The sequence below is a fragment of the Micromonospora reichwaldensis genome, from assembly GCF_031845925.1.
Taxonomy (GTDB): Bacteria; Actinomycetota; Actinomycetes; order Mycobacteriales; family Micromonosporaceae; genus Micromonospora; species Micromonospora reichwaldensis.
On record NZ_JAVRFL010000063.1, the window covers coordinates 1 to 16,951 of the forward strand.

Annotated in this window: 19 protein-coding genes and 1 riboswitch; of the genes, 10 read left to right on the top strand and 9 right to left on the bottom strand. The window is 73.3% G+C overall.

Going from position 1 to position 16,951, the window contains the following annotated elements:
• Window positions 1-35: 35 nt before the first annotated feature.
• Entirely contained in the window at window positions 36-629 is a 594-nt protein-coding gene (locus RM555_RS30415) for an ECF transporter S component (RefSeq protein WP_311414933.1), read from the bottom strand.
• 73 nt (window positions 630-702) lie between these two features.
• A riboswitch (TPP riboswitch) is annotated at window positions 703-808 on the bottom strand.
• A gap of 201 nt (window positions 809-1,009) precedes the next feature.
• On the opposite strand from RM555_RS30415, the gene RM555_RS30420 reads away from it, so the two are divergent.
• The 6 genes from RM555_RS30420 (at window position 1,010) to RM555_RS30445 (ending at window position 7,399) form a co-directional block, all read left to right on the top strand.
• Window positions 1,010-2,008, top strand: coding sequence for a permease (locus RM555_RS30420; RefSeq protein WP_311414948.1), 999 nt, complete (start codon window positions 1,010-1,012; stop codon window positions 2,006-2,008).
• The gene (locus RM555_RS30425; protein ID WP_311414934.1) at window positions 2,005-2,844 is read left to right on the top strand and encodes a TIGR03943 family putative permease subunit; all 840 of its coding nucleotides are present in this window, start codon (window positions 2,005-2,007) and stop codon (window positions 2,842-2,844) included. The genes RM555_RS30420 and RM555_RS30425 overlap by 4 nt, the downstream gene beginning before the upstream one ends.
• A 56-nt stretch (window positions 2,845-2,900) precedes the next feature.
• The gene (locus RM555_RS30430; protein ID WP_311414935.1) at window positions 2,901-3,731 is read left to right on the top strand and encodes an alpha/beta fold hydrolase; all 831 of its coding nucleotides are present in this window, start codon (window positions 2,901-2,903) and stop codon (window positions 3,729-3,731) included.
• 56 nt (window positions 3,732-3,787) lie between these two features.
• Entirely contained in the window at window positions 3,788-4,552 is a 765-nt protein-coding gene (locus RM555_RS30435) for an SIS domain-containing protein (protein ID WP_311414936.1), read from the top strand.
• A 152-nt stretch (window positions 4,553-4,704) separates the two neighbouring features.
• A complete protein-coding gene (locus tag RM555_RS30440) occupies window positions 4,705-5,205 on the top strand; it encodes a DUF6328 family protein (RefSeq protein WP_311414937.1) in 501 nt (166 codons plus the stop codon).
• A 115-nt stretch (window positions 5,206-5,320) separates the two neighbouring features.
• Entirely contained in the window at window positions 5,321-7,399 is a 2,079-nt protein-coding gene (locus tag RM555_RS30445) for an acyl-CoA dehydrogenase family protein (RefSeq protein WP_396888871.1), read from the top strand.
• A gap of 153 nt (window positions 7,400-7,552) precedes the next feature.
• On the opposite strand, the gene RM555_RS30450 is transcribed toward RM555_RS30445, so the two are convergent.
• The 7 genes from RM555_RS30450 to RM555_RS30480 all read right to left on the bottom strand — a co-directional run bounded on the left by RM555_RS30450 (window position 7,553) and on the right by RM555_RS30480 (window position 11,927).
• Entirely contained in the window at window positions 7,553-8,158 is a 606-nt protein-coding gene (locus RM555_RS30450) for a hypothetical protein (protein ID WP_311414939.1), read from the bottom strand.
• 106 nt (window positions 8,159-8,264) lie between these two features.
• Window positions 8,265-8,657, bottom strand: a complete 393-nt coding sequence (locus tag RM555_RS30455) for a Fur family transcriptional regulator (RefSeq protein WP_396888872.1) — start codon at window positions 8,655-8,657, stop codon at window positions 8,265-8,267.
• 2 nt (window positions 8,658-8,659) lie between these two features.
• Window positions 8,660-8,959: an ArsR/SmtB family transcription factor gene (locus tag RM555_RS30460; RefSeq protein WP_088998913.1), complete on the bottom strand. Its 300-nt coding sequence runs from the start codon at window positions 8,957-8,959 to the stop codon at window positions 8,660-8,662.
• A 43-nt stretch (window positions 8,960-9,002) separates the two neighbouring features.
• Window positions 9,003-9,869, bottom strand: a complete 867-nt coding sequence (locus tag RM555_RS30465; RefSeq protein ID WP_132240388.1) for a metal ABC transporter permease — start codon at window positions 9,867-9,869, stop codon at window positions 9,003-9,005.
• Between the two features lies 1 nt (window position 9,870).
• Window positions 9,871-10,632 carry a metal ABC transporter ATP-binding protein gene (locus RM555_RS30470; RefSeq protein ID WP_311414941.1) on the bottom strand — a complete coding sequence of 254 codons (762 nt, stop codon included), beginning with the start codon at window positions 10,630-10,632 and terminating at the stop codon, window positions 9,871-9,873.
• Window positions 10,629-11,615, bottom strand: coding sequence for a metal ABC transporter substrate-binding protein (locus RM555_RS30475; protein ID WP_311414942.1), 987 nt, complete (start codon window positions 11,613-11,615; stop codon window positions 10,629-10,631). The genes RM555_RS30470 and RM555_RS30475 overlap by 4 nt, the downstream gene beginning before the upstream one ends.
• Window positions 11,616-11,669: 54 nt before the next feature.
• Window positions 11,670-11,927: a hypothetical protein gene (locus RM555_RS30480; RefSeq protein ID WP_311414943.1), complete on the bottom strand. Its 258-nt coding sequence runs from the start codon at window positions 11,925-11,927 to the stop codon at window positions 11,670-11,672.
• A 27-nt stretch (window positions 11,928-11,954) separates the two neighbouring features.
• Between RM555_RS30480 and RM555_RS30485 the strand changes: the two genes are divergently transcribed.
• The 3 genes from RM555_RS30485 (at window position 11,955) to RM555_RS30495 (ending at window position 14,390) form a co-directional block, all read left to right on the top strand.
• Window positions 11,955-12,296 (top strand): antibiotic biosynthesis monooxygenase family protein, encoded by a 342-nt coding sequence (locus tag RM555_RS30485; protein WP_311414944.1) that lies wholly within the window; start codon window positions 11,955-11,957, stop codon window positions 12,294-12,296.
• A gap of 126 nt (window positions 12,297-12,422) precedes the next feature.
• The gene (locus tag RM555_RS30490; RefSeq protein WP_311414949.1) at window positions 12,423-12,896 is read left to right on the top strand and encodes a hypothetical protein; all 474 of its coding nucleotides are present in this window, start codon (window positions 12,423-12,425) and stop codon (window positions 12,894-12,896) included.
• A 114-nt stretch (window positions 12,897-13,010) separates the two neighbouring features.
• Window positions 13,011-14,390: a glycine--tRNA ligase gene (locus RM555_RS30495; RefSeq protein ID WP_311414945.1), complete on the top strand. Its 1,380-nt coding sequence runs from the start codon at window positions 13,011-13,013 to the stop codon at window positions 14,388-14,390.
• A 70-nt stretch (window positions 14,391-14,460) separates the two neighbouring features.
• Here RM555_RS30495 and RM555_RS30500 read toward each other — a convergent pair whose 3' ends face one another.
• The gene (locus RM555_RS30500; protein WP_311414946.1) at window positions 14,461-15,435 is read right to left on the bottom strand and encodes a type IV toxin-antitoxin system AbiEi family antitoxin domain-containing protein; all 975 of its coding nucleotides are present in this window, start codon (window positions 15,433-15,435) and stop codon (window positions 14,461-14,463) included.
• Between the two features lie 177 nt (window positions 15,436-15,612).
• On the opposite strand from RM555_RS30500, the gene dusB reads away from it, so the two are divergent.
• A complete protein-coding gene (gene dusB / locus RM555_RS30505; RefSeq protein WP_311414947.1) occupies window positions 15,613-16,785 on the top strand; it encodes a tRNA dihydrouridine synthase DusB in 1,173 nt (390 codons plus the stop codon).
• Window positions 16,786-16,951 lie beyond the last annotated feature (166 nt).

Here is a 16,951-nt window from a genome sequence, read left to right on the forward strand (position 1 = left end):
GTGGGTGGGTGGGGGTGGGCAGGGGAGGGGGAGGGTCAGATTGGGGTGCGGTCTCGGGCGGCGGGGAAGCGGTCCAGGGCGCCCGTGGTGGCCAGGGCGCGGGTCAGGGCCCAGCCGCCGGCACCGGCGACGATCGTGGCGCTGACGATGGTGAGCAGGGCGTAGGGGATCCGGTAGCTGCCCAGGGCGTACTCGGTGTTCCAGACGAAGAAGTCGAACAGGGCCGCGCCGAGGCCGGTCAGCGCGCCGGCGGTCAGCGCGGTGGGCAGCCGGAACGAGCGGTACCGGAACGCGGCGAAGGCCAGCTCGGCGCCGAGCCCCTGGATCAGGCCCTGGACGATGGTGACGCCGCCCCACTCCGAGCCGAGCAGCGCGGAGACCGTCGCCGCCACCGCCTCGCAGAAGAGCGCCGCACCGGGCTTGCGGATCACCAGACCGCCGAGGACGGCCGGGACCAGCCACACGCCGTACATGATCGCCTGGCTGGCGGGGAAGAACGCGAACGCCGGGTCGACGGCCCGCCACAGCAGGCCCCAGGCCCAGAAGATGACGCCGAAGGCCACCGCGATCACGGCCGCGACGACGACGTCGACGGTACGCCACCGGGTGGCGGTGTTGTTGTCTCGCATGATTGCTCCCAGTCCCGAACGAGAACCAGGAGAAGACGCACGCCGCGCCCGGAACGTGCCGGACGTCGACGCGGCTGGAGGTCGACCGAACTCCCTGCGCTGGCATTACCCAGATCAGGTTCGAGGGTCTGCGGGCGGTGCCCGCACTCTCAGCGCTGTGCGCTCCCCTGTCGGATGTGAAGTTGTGGGCCCGACGCTAACACCTTTGAAGATCATCGGGCAAAGTGATCTTTCCGCAGCTCACCCGCGCAGTCGATCGACGCCGTCCGTTGCGGCCCGGTACTCTCGGTCGGCCACTGGGAATCCGGCAGAGGGACACGTACGTGACATCCGAGGCTGACCGCCGCGCGCCGGACGGGCCGCACGCGGGCGCGGTGGGCGTGGCCGCCCCGGGCGTACGCGAGGAGCAGCCGGCGCCGCGCGGCCCGGAGCGGCGGATCGGGTCGGTGGAGGTCCTCGCCGGCCTGCTGATCCTGCTGGTCGTCTTCCGCGAGCCGCTCGCCCGGGCCCTCTCCGCGCCCCGGTTGCAGACCTGGACCACCGTCTTCGTCTCGGTCATGGTGCAGGCGGTGCCGTTCCTGGTCTTCGGGGTGCTGCTCTCCGCGGTGATCGCCGTCTTCGTGCCCCGGTCGTTCTGGGCCCGGGCGCTGCCGCGGCACCCCGCGCTCGCGGTGCCGGTGGCCAGCGCGGCCGGCGTGGTGCTGCCCGGCTGCGAGTGCGGGGCGGTGCCGATCGCCGGGTCGCTGATCCGGCGCGGGGTCACCCCGGCCGCCGCGCTGGCGTTCCTGCTCGCCGCCCCGGCGATCAACCCGATCGTGCTCACCGCCACCGCCGTGGCCTTCCCGGACGACCCGGCGATGGTCCTCGGGCGGGCTGTCGCGAGCCTGCTCGTGGCGACAATCATGGGCTGGCTGTGGCTGCGCCTCGGCCGGGCCGACTGGATCCGGCTGCCGCGCCGGCCGGAGCTGGACGGCGGCCCGCGCGGGCAGGCGTTCTGGGGGGCGGTCCGGCACGACGTCACGCACGCCGGCGGCTTCCTGGTCATCGGCGCGACGGCCGCCGCCACGATCAACGTCGTGGTGCCGGAGCGCTGGTTGCAGACCCTCGCCGACGAGCCGGTGCTCTCCGTGCTCGCGCTGGCCGTGCTCGCCGTGCTGCTCTCCCTCTGCTCCGAGGCGGACGCCTTCGTCGCCGCCTCGCTGTCGCAGTTCTCGCTGACCTCCCGACTGGTCTTCCTGGTGGTGGGGCCGATGGTCGACCTCAAGCTCATCTCGATGCAGGCCGGCGTCTTCGGCCGGCGGTTCGCGCTGCGGTTCGCCCCGACCACCTTCGCGGTGGCCGTCGCGGTGGCCGCCGCGACCGGGGCGGTGCTGCTGTGAACCGGCAGGCGCAGGCGGTCGTCCTGCTGCTGCTCGGCGGCGCGGTGGTCCGGGCCAGCCTCACCGACCTGCACCTGCGCTACGTCAAGGAGGGGCTGCGGCCCTTCCTGATCGCCGCCGGCCTGCTGCTGGTGGCCGCCGCGGTCATGACCCTCTTCTACGAGCTGCGCCCGCTCCTGCGGCGCACGCCCGCCGGCGACCACGACGGCCCGGCCGGTGGATGGCGGCCCCGGCGCGCACCCGCCCCCGACGCTCCCGGCGACGGCGACGGCGGGCACGACGGCGACGGGCACGAGGGCGACGGCGGGCACGGCGGGCACGACGGGCACGGGCATCGCGAGCCGCGGGTCGGCTGGCTGCTGATCCTGCCCGTGCTGGGCCTGTTGCTGGTCGCCCCGCCGGCCCTGGGCTCGTACGCGGCCGGGCAGGCCGGCACCGCCGTCACCACCCGGCAGCAGCCGTCCGACTACCCGCCGCTGCCCGCCGGCGACCCGGTGCGGGTGGCCGTGCTCGACTACGCCTCCCGGGCCCTGTTCGACCAGGGCACCTCGATCGGCGAGCGCCGGGTCCAGCTGACCGGCTTCGTCACCACCGGTCCCGACGGCCGGCCGCTGCTGGCCCGGATGGTGCTCTCCTGCTGCGCCGCCGACGGGCGGCCGGTCAAGCTGGGCCTGACCGGCGCGGCCCCCGACGGGCTCGCCGACGACACCTGGATCGAGGTGACGGGCCGCTACAGCGACCGCATCGCCCGCGACCCGGTCAACGACGCCGAGATTCCCTACCTGGACGTGGAGTCCTGGCGGCAGGTGCCCGTCCCCCGGCAACAGTACGAGTGACAGGTCAGCCCGGCAGTCCCGGGCGGCCAGGTGCGGCGCTGGGTAGGCTCACGATCATGCGGATCGAGGCCCGGGGGTTCACGTTCGACGTCCGCGTCGGCGGACCGGAGGGCGGCACGCCCGTCCTGCTGCTGCACGGCTTCCCCCAGCACGGCGGGGAGTTCGACGACGTGGTGCCCGCGCTGCACGCCGCGGGCCTGCGCACGTACGCGCCGGACCAGCGCGGCTACTCGCCGGGCGCGCGGCCCGAGGCGGTCGAGGCGTACCGGCTGCCGGAGCTGGTCGCCGACGTGCTCGGCGTACTCGACGCGCTGGGCGTCGACGCGGCGCACCTGGTGGGGCACGACTGGGGCGCGGTCGTGGCCTGGGCCGTCGCGGCGCACCATCCCGAGCGGGTCCGCACGCTGACCGCGGTCTCCGTGCCGCACCCCGCCGCCATGGCGTGGGCGCTGGCCGAGGACGCGGGGCAGAAGGCGCGCTCGGCGTACATGACGGTGTTCCGCAAGCCGGGCACGGCGGAGAAGGCGCTGCTGGTGCTGGGCGCGACCGGGCTGCGCCGGATGCTGCACGGGGTCGGCGACGACGCGCGGGTGGCCTCGTACGCGGACCCGATGCGCGAGCCGGGCGCGCTGACCGCCGCCCTGAACTGGTACCGCGCGATGTCCCGCCGGGACCTGGCCGCCACCGGGCCGGTGGCGGTGCCGACCACGTACGTGTGGAGCGGTCGCGACATCGCGATCGGCCGGACCGCCGCCGAGGCGTGCGCCGAGCACGTGACCGCCGACTACCGCTTCGTCGAGCTGCCCCGGGTGAGCCACTGGATCCCCGACGAGGCACCCGCCGCGCTGGCCGAGGCGATCCTGGCCCGGGTGCACGACCCGGTCTGACCTTCCCCGCGACACCGGCCGGCGGACGCCGGGCCCACCCCTGACGGAGGTACGACATGGACCGAGCAGACACGACGGTGAAGGCCGAGGACTTCCTGGCCGTGGTGACCGACACGATGCACCGGGTCGCCGAGAGCCAGCGCGAGGCGGTGGGGCGGGCCGCCGACCTGATCGCCGAGGCGGTACGCGCCGACGGCGTGGTCCACGCGTTCGGCACCGGCCACTCCGAGGCGCTGGCCATGGAGATCGCCGGGCGGGCCGGCGGGCTGGTTCCCACGAACCGCATCGCCCTGCGGGACCTGGTGCTGCGCGGCGGCGCCCCGGCCGACGTGCTCGGGCCGCTGCTGGAGCGCGACCCGGCGGTGGCGCACCGCCTTTACGAGCTGGCTCCCGTCAGCCCTCGGGACGTCTTCGTGCTCGCCTCCAACTCCGGCGTGAACGGCGCCATGGTGGAGTTCGCGTCACTGGTCAGGGAGAAGGGCCACGGGCTGGTCGCGATCACCTCGGCGCAGCACTCCGGGCAGATGGCCTCGCGCCATCCGTCGGGACGCAAGCTCGCCGACTTCGCCGACGTGGTGCTCGACAACGGTGCCCCGTACGGCGACGCGACGCTGCCACTGCCCGGCGGGGGCGCGGTGGGCGCGGTCTCGTCGATCACCGCGGCGCTGCTGGCGCAGCAGATCACGGTCGAGGTGGTGGCGCGGCTGCTGGCGGCGGGGGAACGGCCCCCGGTCTACCTGTCGGCCAACATCGCCGGGGGCGACGAGCACAACAACGCCCTCGAGGCCCGGTACGCGGGCCGGATCCGCCGCGGCTCCTGACGCGTCGTGGCTACGGTCGGCCGCATGGCGTCGACACGGAACCGGCGCGTCAGACAGTGACGTGAGTCGGTTTCGCGCGTCGACGGGTGGGGCATCAGCGATGCTGCCGCCGGCCGCCCCCGCCGGCAGTACCGTCTGACCGGAGGTAGCGCGTGTCCAAGGAAACCGAGAAGCAGCGCTGGCAGCGCAACTTCGCCGACCTGCTCCAGGAGCTTCGGGTCGCCCAGACCGGCGTGCAGATCCTCTTCGCGTTCCTGCTCACCCTGCCGTTCAGCAACGGCTTCACCCGTACGAGTGGCTTCCAGAAGGACGTCTACATCGTCGCGTTGCTGGCCGCGGCCGCGGCCACCGCGATGATCATTTCTCCGGTGGCGTTCCACCGCGCGCTGTTCCGGCAGGGCCGCAAGCCGGAGCTGGTCCGGTTCGCCCACCGGATGGCCAGCGGCGGGCTCGCCTTCATGCTGATCTCGATGGTCAGCGCGGTGCTGCTGATCACCGACTTCGTGCTGGACCGGAGCATCGCCCTGGTGCTCAGCGGCCTCACCGGCCTCTGGTTCCTCACCTTCTGGGCGTTCCTGCCGTTCTCCCGCCGCAACTGGGGCGACGACGACACCGACGACGACGAGAACGAGCCACGGTCCCTCAGCGACTGACGAAGGTCGACACAACTCGATATTTACCAATCGCTACCCCTGGGTAACACCCGGGGGTAGCGTGCTGTTCGTCGAGCACGTTGACGCATCCGGACCGAGGTTCGAGGGGGCCGCCGTGACCGCGACACACAACAGCCGACCCGCGCCCGACGGATCAGGCGCCGACCAGCCGCCGCCGTCGGCCGACGCCCCGCCCGCCGCCGCCGACATCCCGCCGGCCGCCGCCGGCAACCCGCCCGCGGCCGGCGCGGCCGGGCCCCTGCCGACCGAGGCCGGCCAGGTCTCCGAGAAGGAGGCCCGACAGGTCGCCGAGGCGGCCCGGGAGTCCTCCTGGGACCGCCCCAGCTTCGGCAAGGAACTCTTCCTCGGCCGGTTCCGACTCGACCTGATCAACCCCTGGCCGCGCTCCGACCCGGCGGACGTCGCCCGCGCCGACGAGTTCCTCGGCCGGTTCCGCGAGTTCCTCGCCTCCGACGTGGACGGTGCTGCGATCGAGCGGGACGCGTCCATCCCGGACGAGGTGTTCCAGGGAATGGCCCGGCTCGGCGCCTTCGGCATGAAGATCGACCGGTCGTACGGCGGGCTCGGGCTCAGCAACCTGCACTACTGCCGGGCGCTCATGCTGGCCGGCTCGGTCAGCCCGGCGATCGGCGCGCTGCTCTCGGCGCACCAGTCGATCGGGGTGCCGCAGCCGCTGAAGATGTTCGGCACCGCCGCGCAGAAGCAGCACTTCCTGCCCCGGCTCGCCGCCGGTGAGGTCTCCGCGTTCCTGCTCACCGAGCCGGACGTCGGCTCCGACCCGGCCCGGCTGGCGACCACCGCCGAGCCCACGCCCGACGGCACCGGCTACCGCCTCAACGGCGTGAAGCTGTGGGCCACCAACGGCACCGTCGCCTCCCTGCTCGTGGTGATGGCCCGGGTGCCCGCCGCCGAGGGGCGGCGCGGCGGGATCACCGCCTTCGTCGTCGAGGGCGACACCGAGGGCATCACGGTCGAACGGCGTAACGCCTTCATCGGCCTGCGCGGCCTGGAGAACAGCCTGACCCGCTTCCACGACGTCTTCGTACCGAAGGAGAACGTCATCGGCGGCGAGGGCAAGGGCCTGAAGATCGCGCTGACCACCCTGAACACCGGGCGGCTGTCGCTGCCGGCGATGTGTGTCGGAGCCGGCAAGTGGGCGTTGAACGTGGCCCGGGAGTGGGCCGTCGACCGGGTGCAGTGGGGGCGGCCCGTGGGCGAGCACGAGGCGGTGGCCCAGAAGCTGTCCTTCATCGCCGCGACGACGTACGGCATGGAGACCATGCTGGACCTCTGCTGCCTGCTCGCCGACGACGACCGTAACGACATCCGGATCGAGGCGGCGCTGGTCAAGCTCTACGCCAGCGAGATGGCCTGGAAGATCGCCGACGAGCTGGTGCAGATCCGGGGCGGTCGCGGCTACGAGACGGCCGACTCCCTCGCCGCGCGGGGCGAGCGACCGGCCGCCGTGGAACAGCTGCTGCGCGACCTGCGGATCAACCGCATCTTCGAGGGCTCCACCGAAATCATGCACCTGCTCATCGCCCGGGAGGCGGTCGACGCGCACCTGTCCGTCGCCGGCGACATCATCGACCCGGACGCCGGGCTCGGCCGCAAGGCGAAGGCCGGGGCGCGGGCCGGCGCCTTCTACGCGAAGTGGCTGCCCACCCTCGCCGTCGGCAGGGGACAGCGCCCGTCGGCGTACGCCGAGTTCGGCCCGCTCGCCGGCCACCTGCGGCAGGTGGAGCGCGCCTCGCGCAAGCTGGCCCGCTCGACGTTCTACGCGATGTCCCGCTGGCAGGGCAAGATGGAGCGCAAGCAGGCGTTCCTCGGCCGGGTGGTGGACATCGGCGCGGAGCTGTTCGCGATGTCCGCGGTCTGCGTGCGCGCCTACGCCGAGCGGGACACCCGCCCCGAGAACGTCGAGCTGGCCGACCTGTTCTGCCGGCAGGCCCGGGTCCGCGTCGACGCGCTCTTCGCCGCCCTGTGGGACAACACCGACTCCGTCGACACGGTCGCCGCGAAGCGGATCCTGGCCGGGCGCTACGCCGCCCTGGAGGACGGCGTGATCACCCCCGCCGACGACCTTCCGTGGGTGGCCCCCTGGTCCCCCGGCCCGTCCACCGCCGACGACACCCGCCGCCGCATCCCACCCCCGCCCCCACCCTCCTCCTGACCAGCCCTCGCCGCCCCTGCACCCTGGCGTCGATCATGCAGTTGTGGTGCCCCACGAAAGCGGCGAAAGCGGCCGTTCCGGGCACCACAACTGCATGATCGCCGGGCCGGGCCGGGGCGGGGCGGGCCGGGCCGGGGCGGGGCGGGGCAGGGGTCAGCGGTTGGGGCGTAGGCCCAGGTGGCGTAGTTCCAGGGCGGCGAGGGCGTCGACGGTGGCGTCGTCGCCGCGCCGCCACGACTCGGCCACGTCGGGCGCGATCCGGGTCAGCCGCCCCAGCGGCTGGGTGGCCAGCGCGCGCAGGGCGAGCAGGTCCCGGCCGGCGGGGGCGGCGGCCAGCTTCGCGGCCGAGCCGGCCCGGCGCATCCAGCGCACCCGCAGCGGCAGCCAGCCGAAGAGCACCAGGCCGAGCGGGAAGACCAGCACGGCGACGGCCAGCGCGAGGGCGAGCTGGTCGACCAGCTCCTGCTGGTCGCGCCCCGCCTCGGCGAGCGAGCGGGCGGCGGTGGCGGCCCGCTCGAACGGCGCGGTCAGCTCGTCGCCGACCAGCGGCACCCGGCCGACCTTGCCGCCCGCCTCGGCCAGGTTGTCGGCCAGGCCGCCGCCGGCGCCCTCCAGCTTCTGTCCGGGTACGGCGAGCTTCTGGACCAGGTCGTGCAGCCACAGCGCGCCACGGATCGCGCCGTACACCCAGGCGACGACGAGCAGGTCGGTGATCAACTGTCGGACGGCGGTCGGGAAACGATCGGCGTAGATCTTCACGCCGGACAGCGTGCCACGTGCGCGGGCCCCTGGCACCACGCGAACGACGGCACACCGCCCGGCGCACGGCGCTACGGGTGGCCGGCGGTCGACGCTACGGGCGGGGTCAGCTCGCGCAGGCCGGGCAGGTGCCGAAGATCTCCAGGGTGTGGCTGACGTCGGCGTAGCCGTGCTTCGCCGCCACCCGCTCGGCCCAGCTCTCCACCGTCGGCCCCGCCACCTCCACGGTGCGGCCACAGGTCCGGCAGACCAGGTGGTGGTGGTGGCCCTCGCTGCACCGGCGGTAGAGGTGCTCGCCGCCAGGCGGGCGCATCACGTCGATCTCGCCTGTGTCGGCGAGCCCCTGGAGCGTGCGGTAGACGGTGGTCAGCCCGACCCGCTCGCCGCGCTCGCGCAGCATCGCGTGCAGCTCCTGCGCGCTGTGGAAGCCCTCCAGCTCGCCGAGCAGCGCGCTCACCGCCGAGCGCTGCCGGGTGTTGCGGACCGTGGAACCCGTCATGATCATGATCCCTCCCCGGCGTGGCTCACCGCGTCGGCCACGATGTGTGCGACGTGCTCGTCGACCAGCGCGTACGCGATCTCGCGACCCCGCCGGGAGCCGCGCACCACGCCGGCGCCCCGCAGCACCCGCAGGTGCTGGGAGACCAGCGGCTGGGCGGCGCCGAGCTTGTCGACCAGCTCGTGCACGCAGCGCTCGCCCTCGGCGAGCTCGCTGACGATGGCCAGCCGGATCGGTGCCGAGAGGGCACGCAACAGCTCGCTCGCGCCCTCGAAGGCGTCGTAGCCTGATCCGTCGGTCACCCTGTAACGGTAACCAATCCCGCCGACACGGCGCTGACCAGGATCAGTGGAGCACGACCTCGTGCGGCTCCGGCGCGGGCGCGGCGGCGGGGGTACGCCGCCGGCGCAGCGTCCGCCACGCCGCGCCGAGGACCGCGACCACCCCGAACGAGGCGATCGCCATCAGCACCACCGAGGCGCCGGGGGCGGTGTCGGCGTTCGCGGCCACCCAGACCCCGGAGCCGGCGGCGAAGAGCCCGAGCGCCATCGCCGCCGCCATCGTGCTGCGGAACCCCCGGGTCACCTGCTGCGCGGTGGCCACCGGCACCACCATCAGCGCGCTGATCAGCAGCACCCCGACGGCCCGCATGGCGATCGTCACCGTGACGGCGGTGGCCACGGCGAGCAGCAGGTTGAGCGTGCGCACCGGCAGGCCGGAGACGCGGGCGTACTCCTCGTCGTGGCAGACCGCGAACAGGGCCGGGCGTAGCGCCAGCATCGTCACCCCGATCGCGACGCCGAGCACCGCGATGGTGGTCAGGTCCTGCGGGGAGATCGTGGTCAGTGACCCGAACAGGTAGGCGTTCAGGTTGGCGCTGGTGCTGTCGGAGAGCCCGACCAGCGTCACGCCGCCGGCGATGCCGCCGTAGAAGAGCAGGGCCAGGGCCAGGTCGCCGGAGGTGCGCCCGCGGGCGCGGACCAGCTCGATGGTGATCGCGCCGGCGGTCGCCACGGCCACCGCGACGAGCACGGGGGAGCGGTTGAGCAGCAGGCCCGCGCCGACGCCGGTGAGCGCCACGTGCCCGACCCCGTCGCCGATCAGGGCGAGCTTCCGCTGCACCAGGTAGATGCCGAGCGCCGGGGCGGCCAGGCCGATGATCAGCGCGCCGATCAGGGCCCGCTGCATGTAGGGGTACTGGAAGAGTTCCATCTCAGCTGCTCCACAGCCCGGCGGGCTCGTCGGGACCGTGCGGGTGCACGTGGTCGTGGTCGGGCTCCGCGTGGTGGCCGGCGGGCTCGGGCACTGCGCCGTCGTGGCAGATCCCACCCTGGTGTACGACGACCGCCCGGCTGATCAGCGGCCGCAGCGGCCCGAGCTCGTGGGCCACCAGCAGCACCGTGCCGCCACCGGCGACGAAGGCGTGCAGCGCGCCGGCGAACGCCTCCTGGCTGGCGGCGTCGACCCCGGCGGTCGGCTCGTCGAGGACCAGCAGTTCCGGCTGGCCGGCCAGCGCCCGGGCGATCAGGGTGCGCTGCTGCTGCCCGCCGGAGAGGGTGGCCACGGGATCGCGGGCCCGGTCGGCCAGCCCGACCGCCTCCAGCGCGGCGGTCACCGCCGCCCGGTCCGCCGCGCCGGCCGGGCGCAGCACCCCGCGCCGGGCGAGCCGGCCGGAGGCCACCACCTCGCGGACGGTGGCCGGTACGCCGCTGCCGGCGCCGAGGCGCTGCGGGACGTACCCGATCCGGTGCCACTGCCGGAAGCGGCGCAGCGGGCGGTCGAAGAGGGTGACCGACCCGGAGCTGAGCGGCACCAGGCCGAGCGCGGCGCGGATCAGGGTGGACTTGCCGGAGCCGTTGGCGCCGAGCACCGCGACCACCTCGCCGGCGGTCACGGTCAGCGAGACGTCGCGCAGCACGGGGCGGCCGTCGTAGCCGACCACCCCGTGCGTGACGGTGATGACTGGGGATGTCACGAGCAGCTCAACGCCGTCCTCAGGGTCGCAAGGTTGGTACGCATGACCGAAAGGTAGTCGCCGCCGCCGGACGACAGTCCCTCCAGGGGGTCCAGCACCGCGGTCTTCGCGCCGACCTCGGCGGCGATGGTCTCGGCCACCTTGGGGCTGACCAGCGTCTCGAAGAAGATCGTGGTGGCCTTGTGCTCCCGGGCCTCCTGGGCGACCTCGGCCAGGCGCTGCGGGGACGGCTCGTTGTCGGGGCTGAGCCCGGTGATGCCGATCTGCTCCAGCTGGTAGCGCCCGGTCAGGTAGCCGAAGGCGGTGTGGCTCACCACGATCTCCCGCCGCTGGCAGGTCTTCAGCCCGGCCGTGAACTCGGCGTCCAGCTTCTCCAGCTCGACGCGCAGCGCCTTGGCGCGGGCCGTGTAGTCGGCGGCGCGGTCCGGGTCGGCCCGGCCGAGCCGCTCGGCGAGCTTGTCGCCGACCGTGGCGAGGCGGGTCGGGTCCAGCCAGAGGTGCGGATCCTTGACACCGCCCTCGTCGTGGCCGGGCTCCTCGGCCTTGCCCGACTCCTCGGGGTGGGCGTGCTTCCCGCCCTCGTGGTCGTGGTCGTGGCCGCCCTCGGCGGCGTCCAGCAGCGGCTGCACGGTCGACACGTCGAACGCGCGCTCCTTGGCGTTCTGCTCGACGGCCTCGTCCAGCGCCGGCTGGAAGCCCTTGAGCAGGACGACCAGCTCCGCCTCGGCGACCTGGCCGACCTGACCCGGGTTCAGCTCCAGGTCGTGCGGCTCCGCCCCGGGCTTGACCAGGTTGCTCACCTTCACCGCGTCGCCGCCGATGCGCTCGGCGAGGAACTGCAACGGGTAGAACGCGGCCACCACGTCGACCCGTTGCGGGTCGGCGCCGGTCGTGCCGTCGTCGGAACAGGCCGTGACACCACCCAGGGCGAGCAGGGCGGTGGTGGCGACGGCCAGGGTGCGCGGGGCGGAGCGGATGTTCATGCCATGAACTGTCCGCGACAACGATAATGATTGTCAAAAACGCATGCTTGCATGTCAGAGCACCTTCACCAGGCCCGCGGTGACCAGCAGGGTGAGCGCCACCAGCCGGATCACCCGGGTCGGCACCGTCTGCACCGACCAGGTGGTGACCAGCAGCGCGGCCACGGCCGCGGCGAGCAGCAGGGTCAACAGCCCGCCGACCACGCCTGGGGTGAAGAACGCGACAAGCACCAGCACGAGGGTGACCAGGAACACCGTCGTCGGGTTCGCCCGGGCCAACCGGGCCGGCATCCGGCTCTGCGTACGCTGCATCCCACAGACTCTACGAGGAGGAACCCCGTGCTGGTGACGAACCGGTTCGTGGTGGACGTCGATGTCGCCGACGAGTTCACCGAGCGGGCGCACGCCGCCCTCGCCGCGCTCGCGGCCCGCCCCGGTTACCTGCGCGGCCAACTGGTCCGGGCGCTGGACGACCCCCGGCACTGGTGCCTGGTCACCGAGTGGGAGTCGGTCGGCACCTACCGGCGGGCCCTGGGCGGCTTCGACGTCAAGATCACGGCTGTGCCGCTGCTCGCCGAGTCGCTCGACGAACCGTCGGCGTACGAGGCGCTCGCCACCGCCGCCCCGGGCGGGGACGTCGTCCCGGCCGCCAGCGATCGGGCCGCTGGTCCTTACCGCTGAGCCCGTGGGCACTACATTGCTTGCATGACCGCTCCCGGACCGGCGACCCCGCCGGCGTACCCTCCGTCGCCCGGCCAGCAGGGGGCGCAACCGCCCGCCGTGCCCGGCCGGCCGGCGGACCCGGGCGTGCCCGCCCCGCCGGCCGGGCCGGGGGTCACCCCGCCGTTCGCGGCGCCGCCCACCGAGGGGCGCAACACCCGGCTCTGGCTCGGGCTGGGCGCCGGGGCGCTCGCCGTGCTGCTCTGCTGCGGCGGGGGCGGCGCGGCCGTGGTGGGTCTGGCCGTGACCGGGGTGCAGGCCGTGCGCGAGCAGGGACGCGCCGTCTCCACCGACTACTACCGCGCGCTCGTCGAGCGGAAGTACGGCGCGGCGTACGACCAGCTCTGCGACGACGCGCAGCGGCGCGAGTCACGCCGCGAGTTCGAGCGCCGGGTGGCCGCCGAGCCGCAGATCGCGACCTTCCGGGTGGGCGACGTGGACGCCGTCTCCCTCAACGTGCCCGTCGACGTCACCTACACGGGCGGCCGGCAGGACCGGCAGGAGGTCACCCTCGGGCAGGACCAGCAGACCGGCGGCATGGAGGTGTGCGGGGTGAGCTGACCCGCCCCCGGTATTCTGCTGGGCCCGGGACGGCACGGGTCGTACCGTTGTCCCGAACTGTTCCTTCCGTCCTTACCGCGTCCCCGCCGACCGCCAGTCGGCGTAGGAGGAAACATGCCAGCCGACCGTATCGACGCCGTCGTCAGCCTCGCCAAGCGCCGAGGCTTCGTCTTCCCCTCCAGCGAGATCTACGGAGGCACCCGGTCGGCGTGGGACTACGGTCCGCTCGGCGTGGAGCTGAAGGAGAACGTCCGCCGGCAGTGGTGGAAGACGATGGTCCAGCAGCGCGACGACGTGGTCGGCCTCGACTCCGCCGTGATCCTGTCCCGCGACGTCTGGGCCGCCTCCGGCCACCTGGACGCCTTCGTCGACCCGCTGACCGAGTGCCAGTCGTGCCACAAGCGGTTCCGGGCCGACCACCTCGAGGAGGCGTACGAGGCCAAGCACGGCAAGCCGCCGGCCTCGCTGACCGAGCTGAACTGCCCGAACTGCGGCAACAAGGGCACCTTCACCGAGCCGAAGATGTTCAACGGCCTGATGAAGACCTTCCTCGGCCCGGTCGAGAGCGAGGAGGGCATGCACTACCTGCGGCCCGAGACCGCCCAGGGCATCTTCGTCAACTACAAGAACGTCGAGACGGTCGCCCGCAAGAAGCCGCCGTTCGGCATCGCCCAGACCGGCAAGTCGTTCCGCAACGAGATCACCCCGGGCAACTTCATCTTCCGCACCCGCGAGTTCGAGCAGATGGAGATGGAGTTCTTCGTCGAGCCGGGCTCGGACGAGCAGTGGCACGAGTACTGGCTCTCCGAGCGCTGGAACTGGTACCTCGACCTGGGCCTGTCGGAGAGCAACCTGCGCTTCTACGAGCACCCGAAGGAGAAGCTCTCCCACTACTCGAAGCGCACGGTCGACATCGAGTACCGCTTCCAGTTCGGCGGGACCGAGTTCGCGGAGCTGGAGGGCATCGCCAACCGCACCGACTTCGACCTGACCACGCACAGCAAGCACTCCGGCGTCGACCTGTCCTACTTCGACCAGGCCAAGGGCGAGCGCTGGATGCCGTACGTCATCGAGCCGGCCGCCGGCCTCACCCGCGCGGTGCTCGCGTTCCTGCTGGAGGCGTACGACGAGGACGAGGCGCCGAACACCAAGGGCGGCGTGGACAAGCGCACCGTGATGCGCTTCGACCCGCGGCTGGCCCCGGTCAAGGTGGCGGTGCTGCCGCTGTCGCGCAACGAGGCGCTCTCGCCGAAGGCGAAGGGCCTCGCCGCCGACCTGCGCAAGCGCTGGGTGGTGGAGTTCGACGACTCGCAGGCGATCGGCCGCCGCTACCGCCGCCAGGACGAGATCGGCACCCCGTTCTGCGTGACTGTCGACTTCGACACCCTGGACGACAACGCGGTGACCGTCCGGAACCGGGACACCATGGCCCAGGAGCGCATCGCGCTGGACCAGGTCGAGCGCTACCTGATCGAGCGCCTCCCCGGCTGCTGAGGTGTAAGGAAGGGCACCTTCTTAACGTTTCCGGTAGAGGAAGGTGCCCTTCCTAACACCACGGGAGGGCTCACCCACCGCCACCGGGCAGCTCGACGGGCTCGACGCGGACCCGGTTCGCGGCGCCGAGGCCGCGCCTCGACTCGTACGCGTCCTCCACCATGCGGCGGACCCGGCCGGGCTCGCGGCGGATCTGTGCCGGGGTGAAGTGCAGGATCAGGATGCCGTGCCGGCTCATCTCGTTGTGCCGATCGAGCGTCCGCGCCCAGTCGCCGGCGTTGAAGTGGTACTCCTGCGAGTCGACCTCGAGCGCCACCGCCGCGTCGGCGAGGTACCCGTCGGGCGTCGGCAGCGACCCGCCGTCCCCGGCGACCAGCCGGGGATTCCACCGGATCTCCGGCAACAGCCGGCTGCTGGTCAGGCACGTCCGCAGCTCCGCCTCCGGCGCGGACCGGCTGCCGTGGACGACCTCGGAGAACGCCTTCCTGACCAGCGCCGTCCGGCTTCGCCTGGCCCGGCGGATCTCCTCGTCGAGCCGCGTGAGATCGGTGAACCCGCGCTGCACGGACTCGGCGACGATCGCGCGTACCGGACGCAGCTGGCTAAGGTCGCGCGCCGCGTCCACCACCGCCCGCGCCGGCGAGCAGACCGGATAGACCGTCGCCCGCCGGGCCTTGGCATCCAGAGCCAGGGCCCGCGTGACCCGGGCGAATCCCGCCGAGCTGCGCCGTGCGTGGTGCGGCACGATCAGGTGTACGTCGTCGGTGCGCGGGCTCTGTCGGAAGCCGTACCAGATCAGCGCGGCCAGCCCGGTGACCTGGGCCTGCGGACCGGCGTAGAGCGCCGCGGCGATCCGTCGCTGTTCCTCGGTCAGGGTGCCGGTGACCAGGGCGTACGTGCCCGGTAGCACACGCTGCCACTGGCTGCGTCGGGTCTGGCGGTACAGGTACATGTCATCGAGGCCGGCGGCCAGGAGCTGGCCCCGGGTGACGATCTGCTGTTGCCGTTCCGCCGCGACGGCGAGTTCGGGTGGCTGCTCACGCATGAGGCGCAGCATTGGTCGCGGGGCGCCCCGTGTCCTGCCCGACCGGCCGACCTGTGGATGACGCGAGCCCCTGTGGAGAACGCCCGATGCTGTGCTGCCTGTGATATGCGCCGTGTTGGCAGGGGGCCCTTCCTCTACCGGAGACGTTAGGAAGGGGCCCTTCCTTACACTTGTCCGGTGACCGCGCCGACTGTTCCCGCATTGCGCCCGCTGACCATCGGGCGGCACGAGGTGTGGCCGCCGGTGGTGCTCGCGCCGATGGCGGGCATCACCAACGTCGGCTTCCGGCAGCTCTGCCGCGAACAGGGCGGCGGCATCTACGTCTGCGAGATGATCACCACCGTCGCGCTGGTCGAGCGGAACCCGAAGACGCTGCGCATGATCGCGTTCGGCGACGACGAGCGGCCCCGCAGCCTCCAGCTCTACGGCACCGACCCCGAGATCACCGCCGCAGCCGTGCGGATCGTGGTGGAGAAGGACCTCGCCGACCACATCGACCTCAACTTCGGCTGCCCGGTCCCCAAGGTCACCCGCAAGGGCGGCGGCTCGGCGCTGCCGTGGCGCCGCCGGCTCTTCGCGCGGCTGGTGAGGGCCGCGGTGGACGCCGCGTCACCCGCCGGGGTGCCGGTCACGGTCAAGATGCGCAAGGGCATCGACGACGACCACCTGACGTACGTCGAAGCGGGCCTCGCCGCCCAGGACGCGGGCGTGGCGTCGGTCGCCCTGCACGGGCGTACGGCCGCGCAGCGCTACTCGGGCACGGCGGACTGGGACGCCATCGCGACGCTCAAGCAGGCCCTCGACGTGCCGGTGCTCGGCAACGGCGACATCTGGGAGGCCGACGACGCGCTGCGGATGGTGGCGCACACGGGCGTCGACGGGGTGGTGATCGGCCGGGGCTGCCTGGGCCGCCCGTGGCTCTTCGCCGACCTGGAGGCCGCGTTCGACGGCCGCCCGGAACGCCGCCTGCCCACCCTCGGCGAGGTGGCGCTGACGATGCGCCGCCACGCCGAACTGCTGGTCGACCAGTTCACCGCCGGCTCCCGTACCCCCGCCCGGGGCGAGCGGGACGGCTGCACGGACTTCCGCAAGCACGTCGCCTGGTACCTCAAGGGCTTCCCGGTCGGCAGCGAGCTGCGCCGCGAGTTGGCCATGATCGAGAGCCTGGCCCAGCTCGACGACCTGCTCGCCAAGCTGGACCCGACCGAGCCCTTCCCCGTGGCCACGTTGGGCCAGCCGCGCGGCCGCACCAACTCGCCCGGCAAGGTCTTCCTGCCGGACGGCTGGCTGGCCAGCCGCGACGACGACACCGTCCCGGAGGGCGCCGAACTGGCAGACTCGGGCGGCTGAGCCCCGGCTGCCTCGGCCCTCGGCTCCCGCCCCGGCTCCCGGCTCCCGCCCCGGCTCCCGGCTCCCGCCCCGGCTCCCGGCTCCCGCCCCGGCTCCCGGCTCCCGCCCCGGCTCCCGGCTCCCGCCCCGGCTCCCGGCTCCCGCCCCGGCTCCCGGCTCCCGCCCC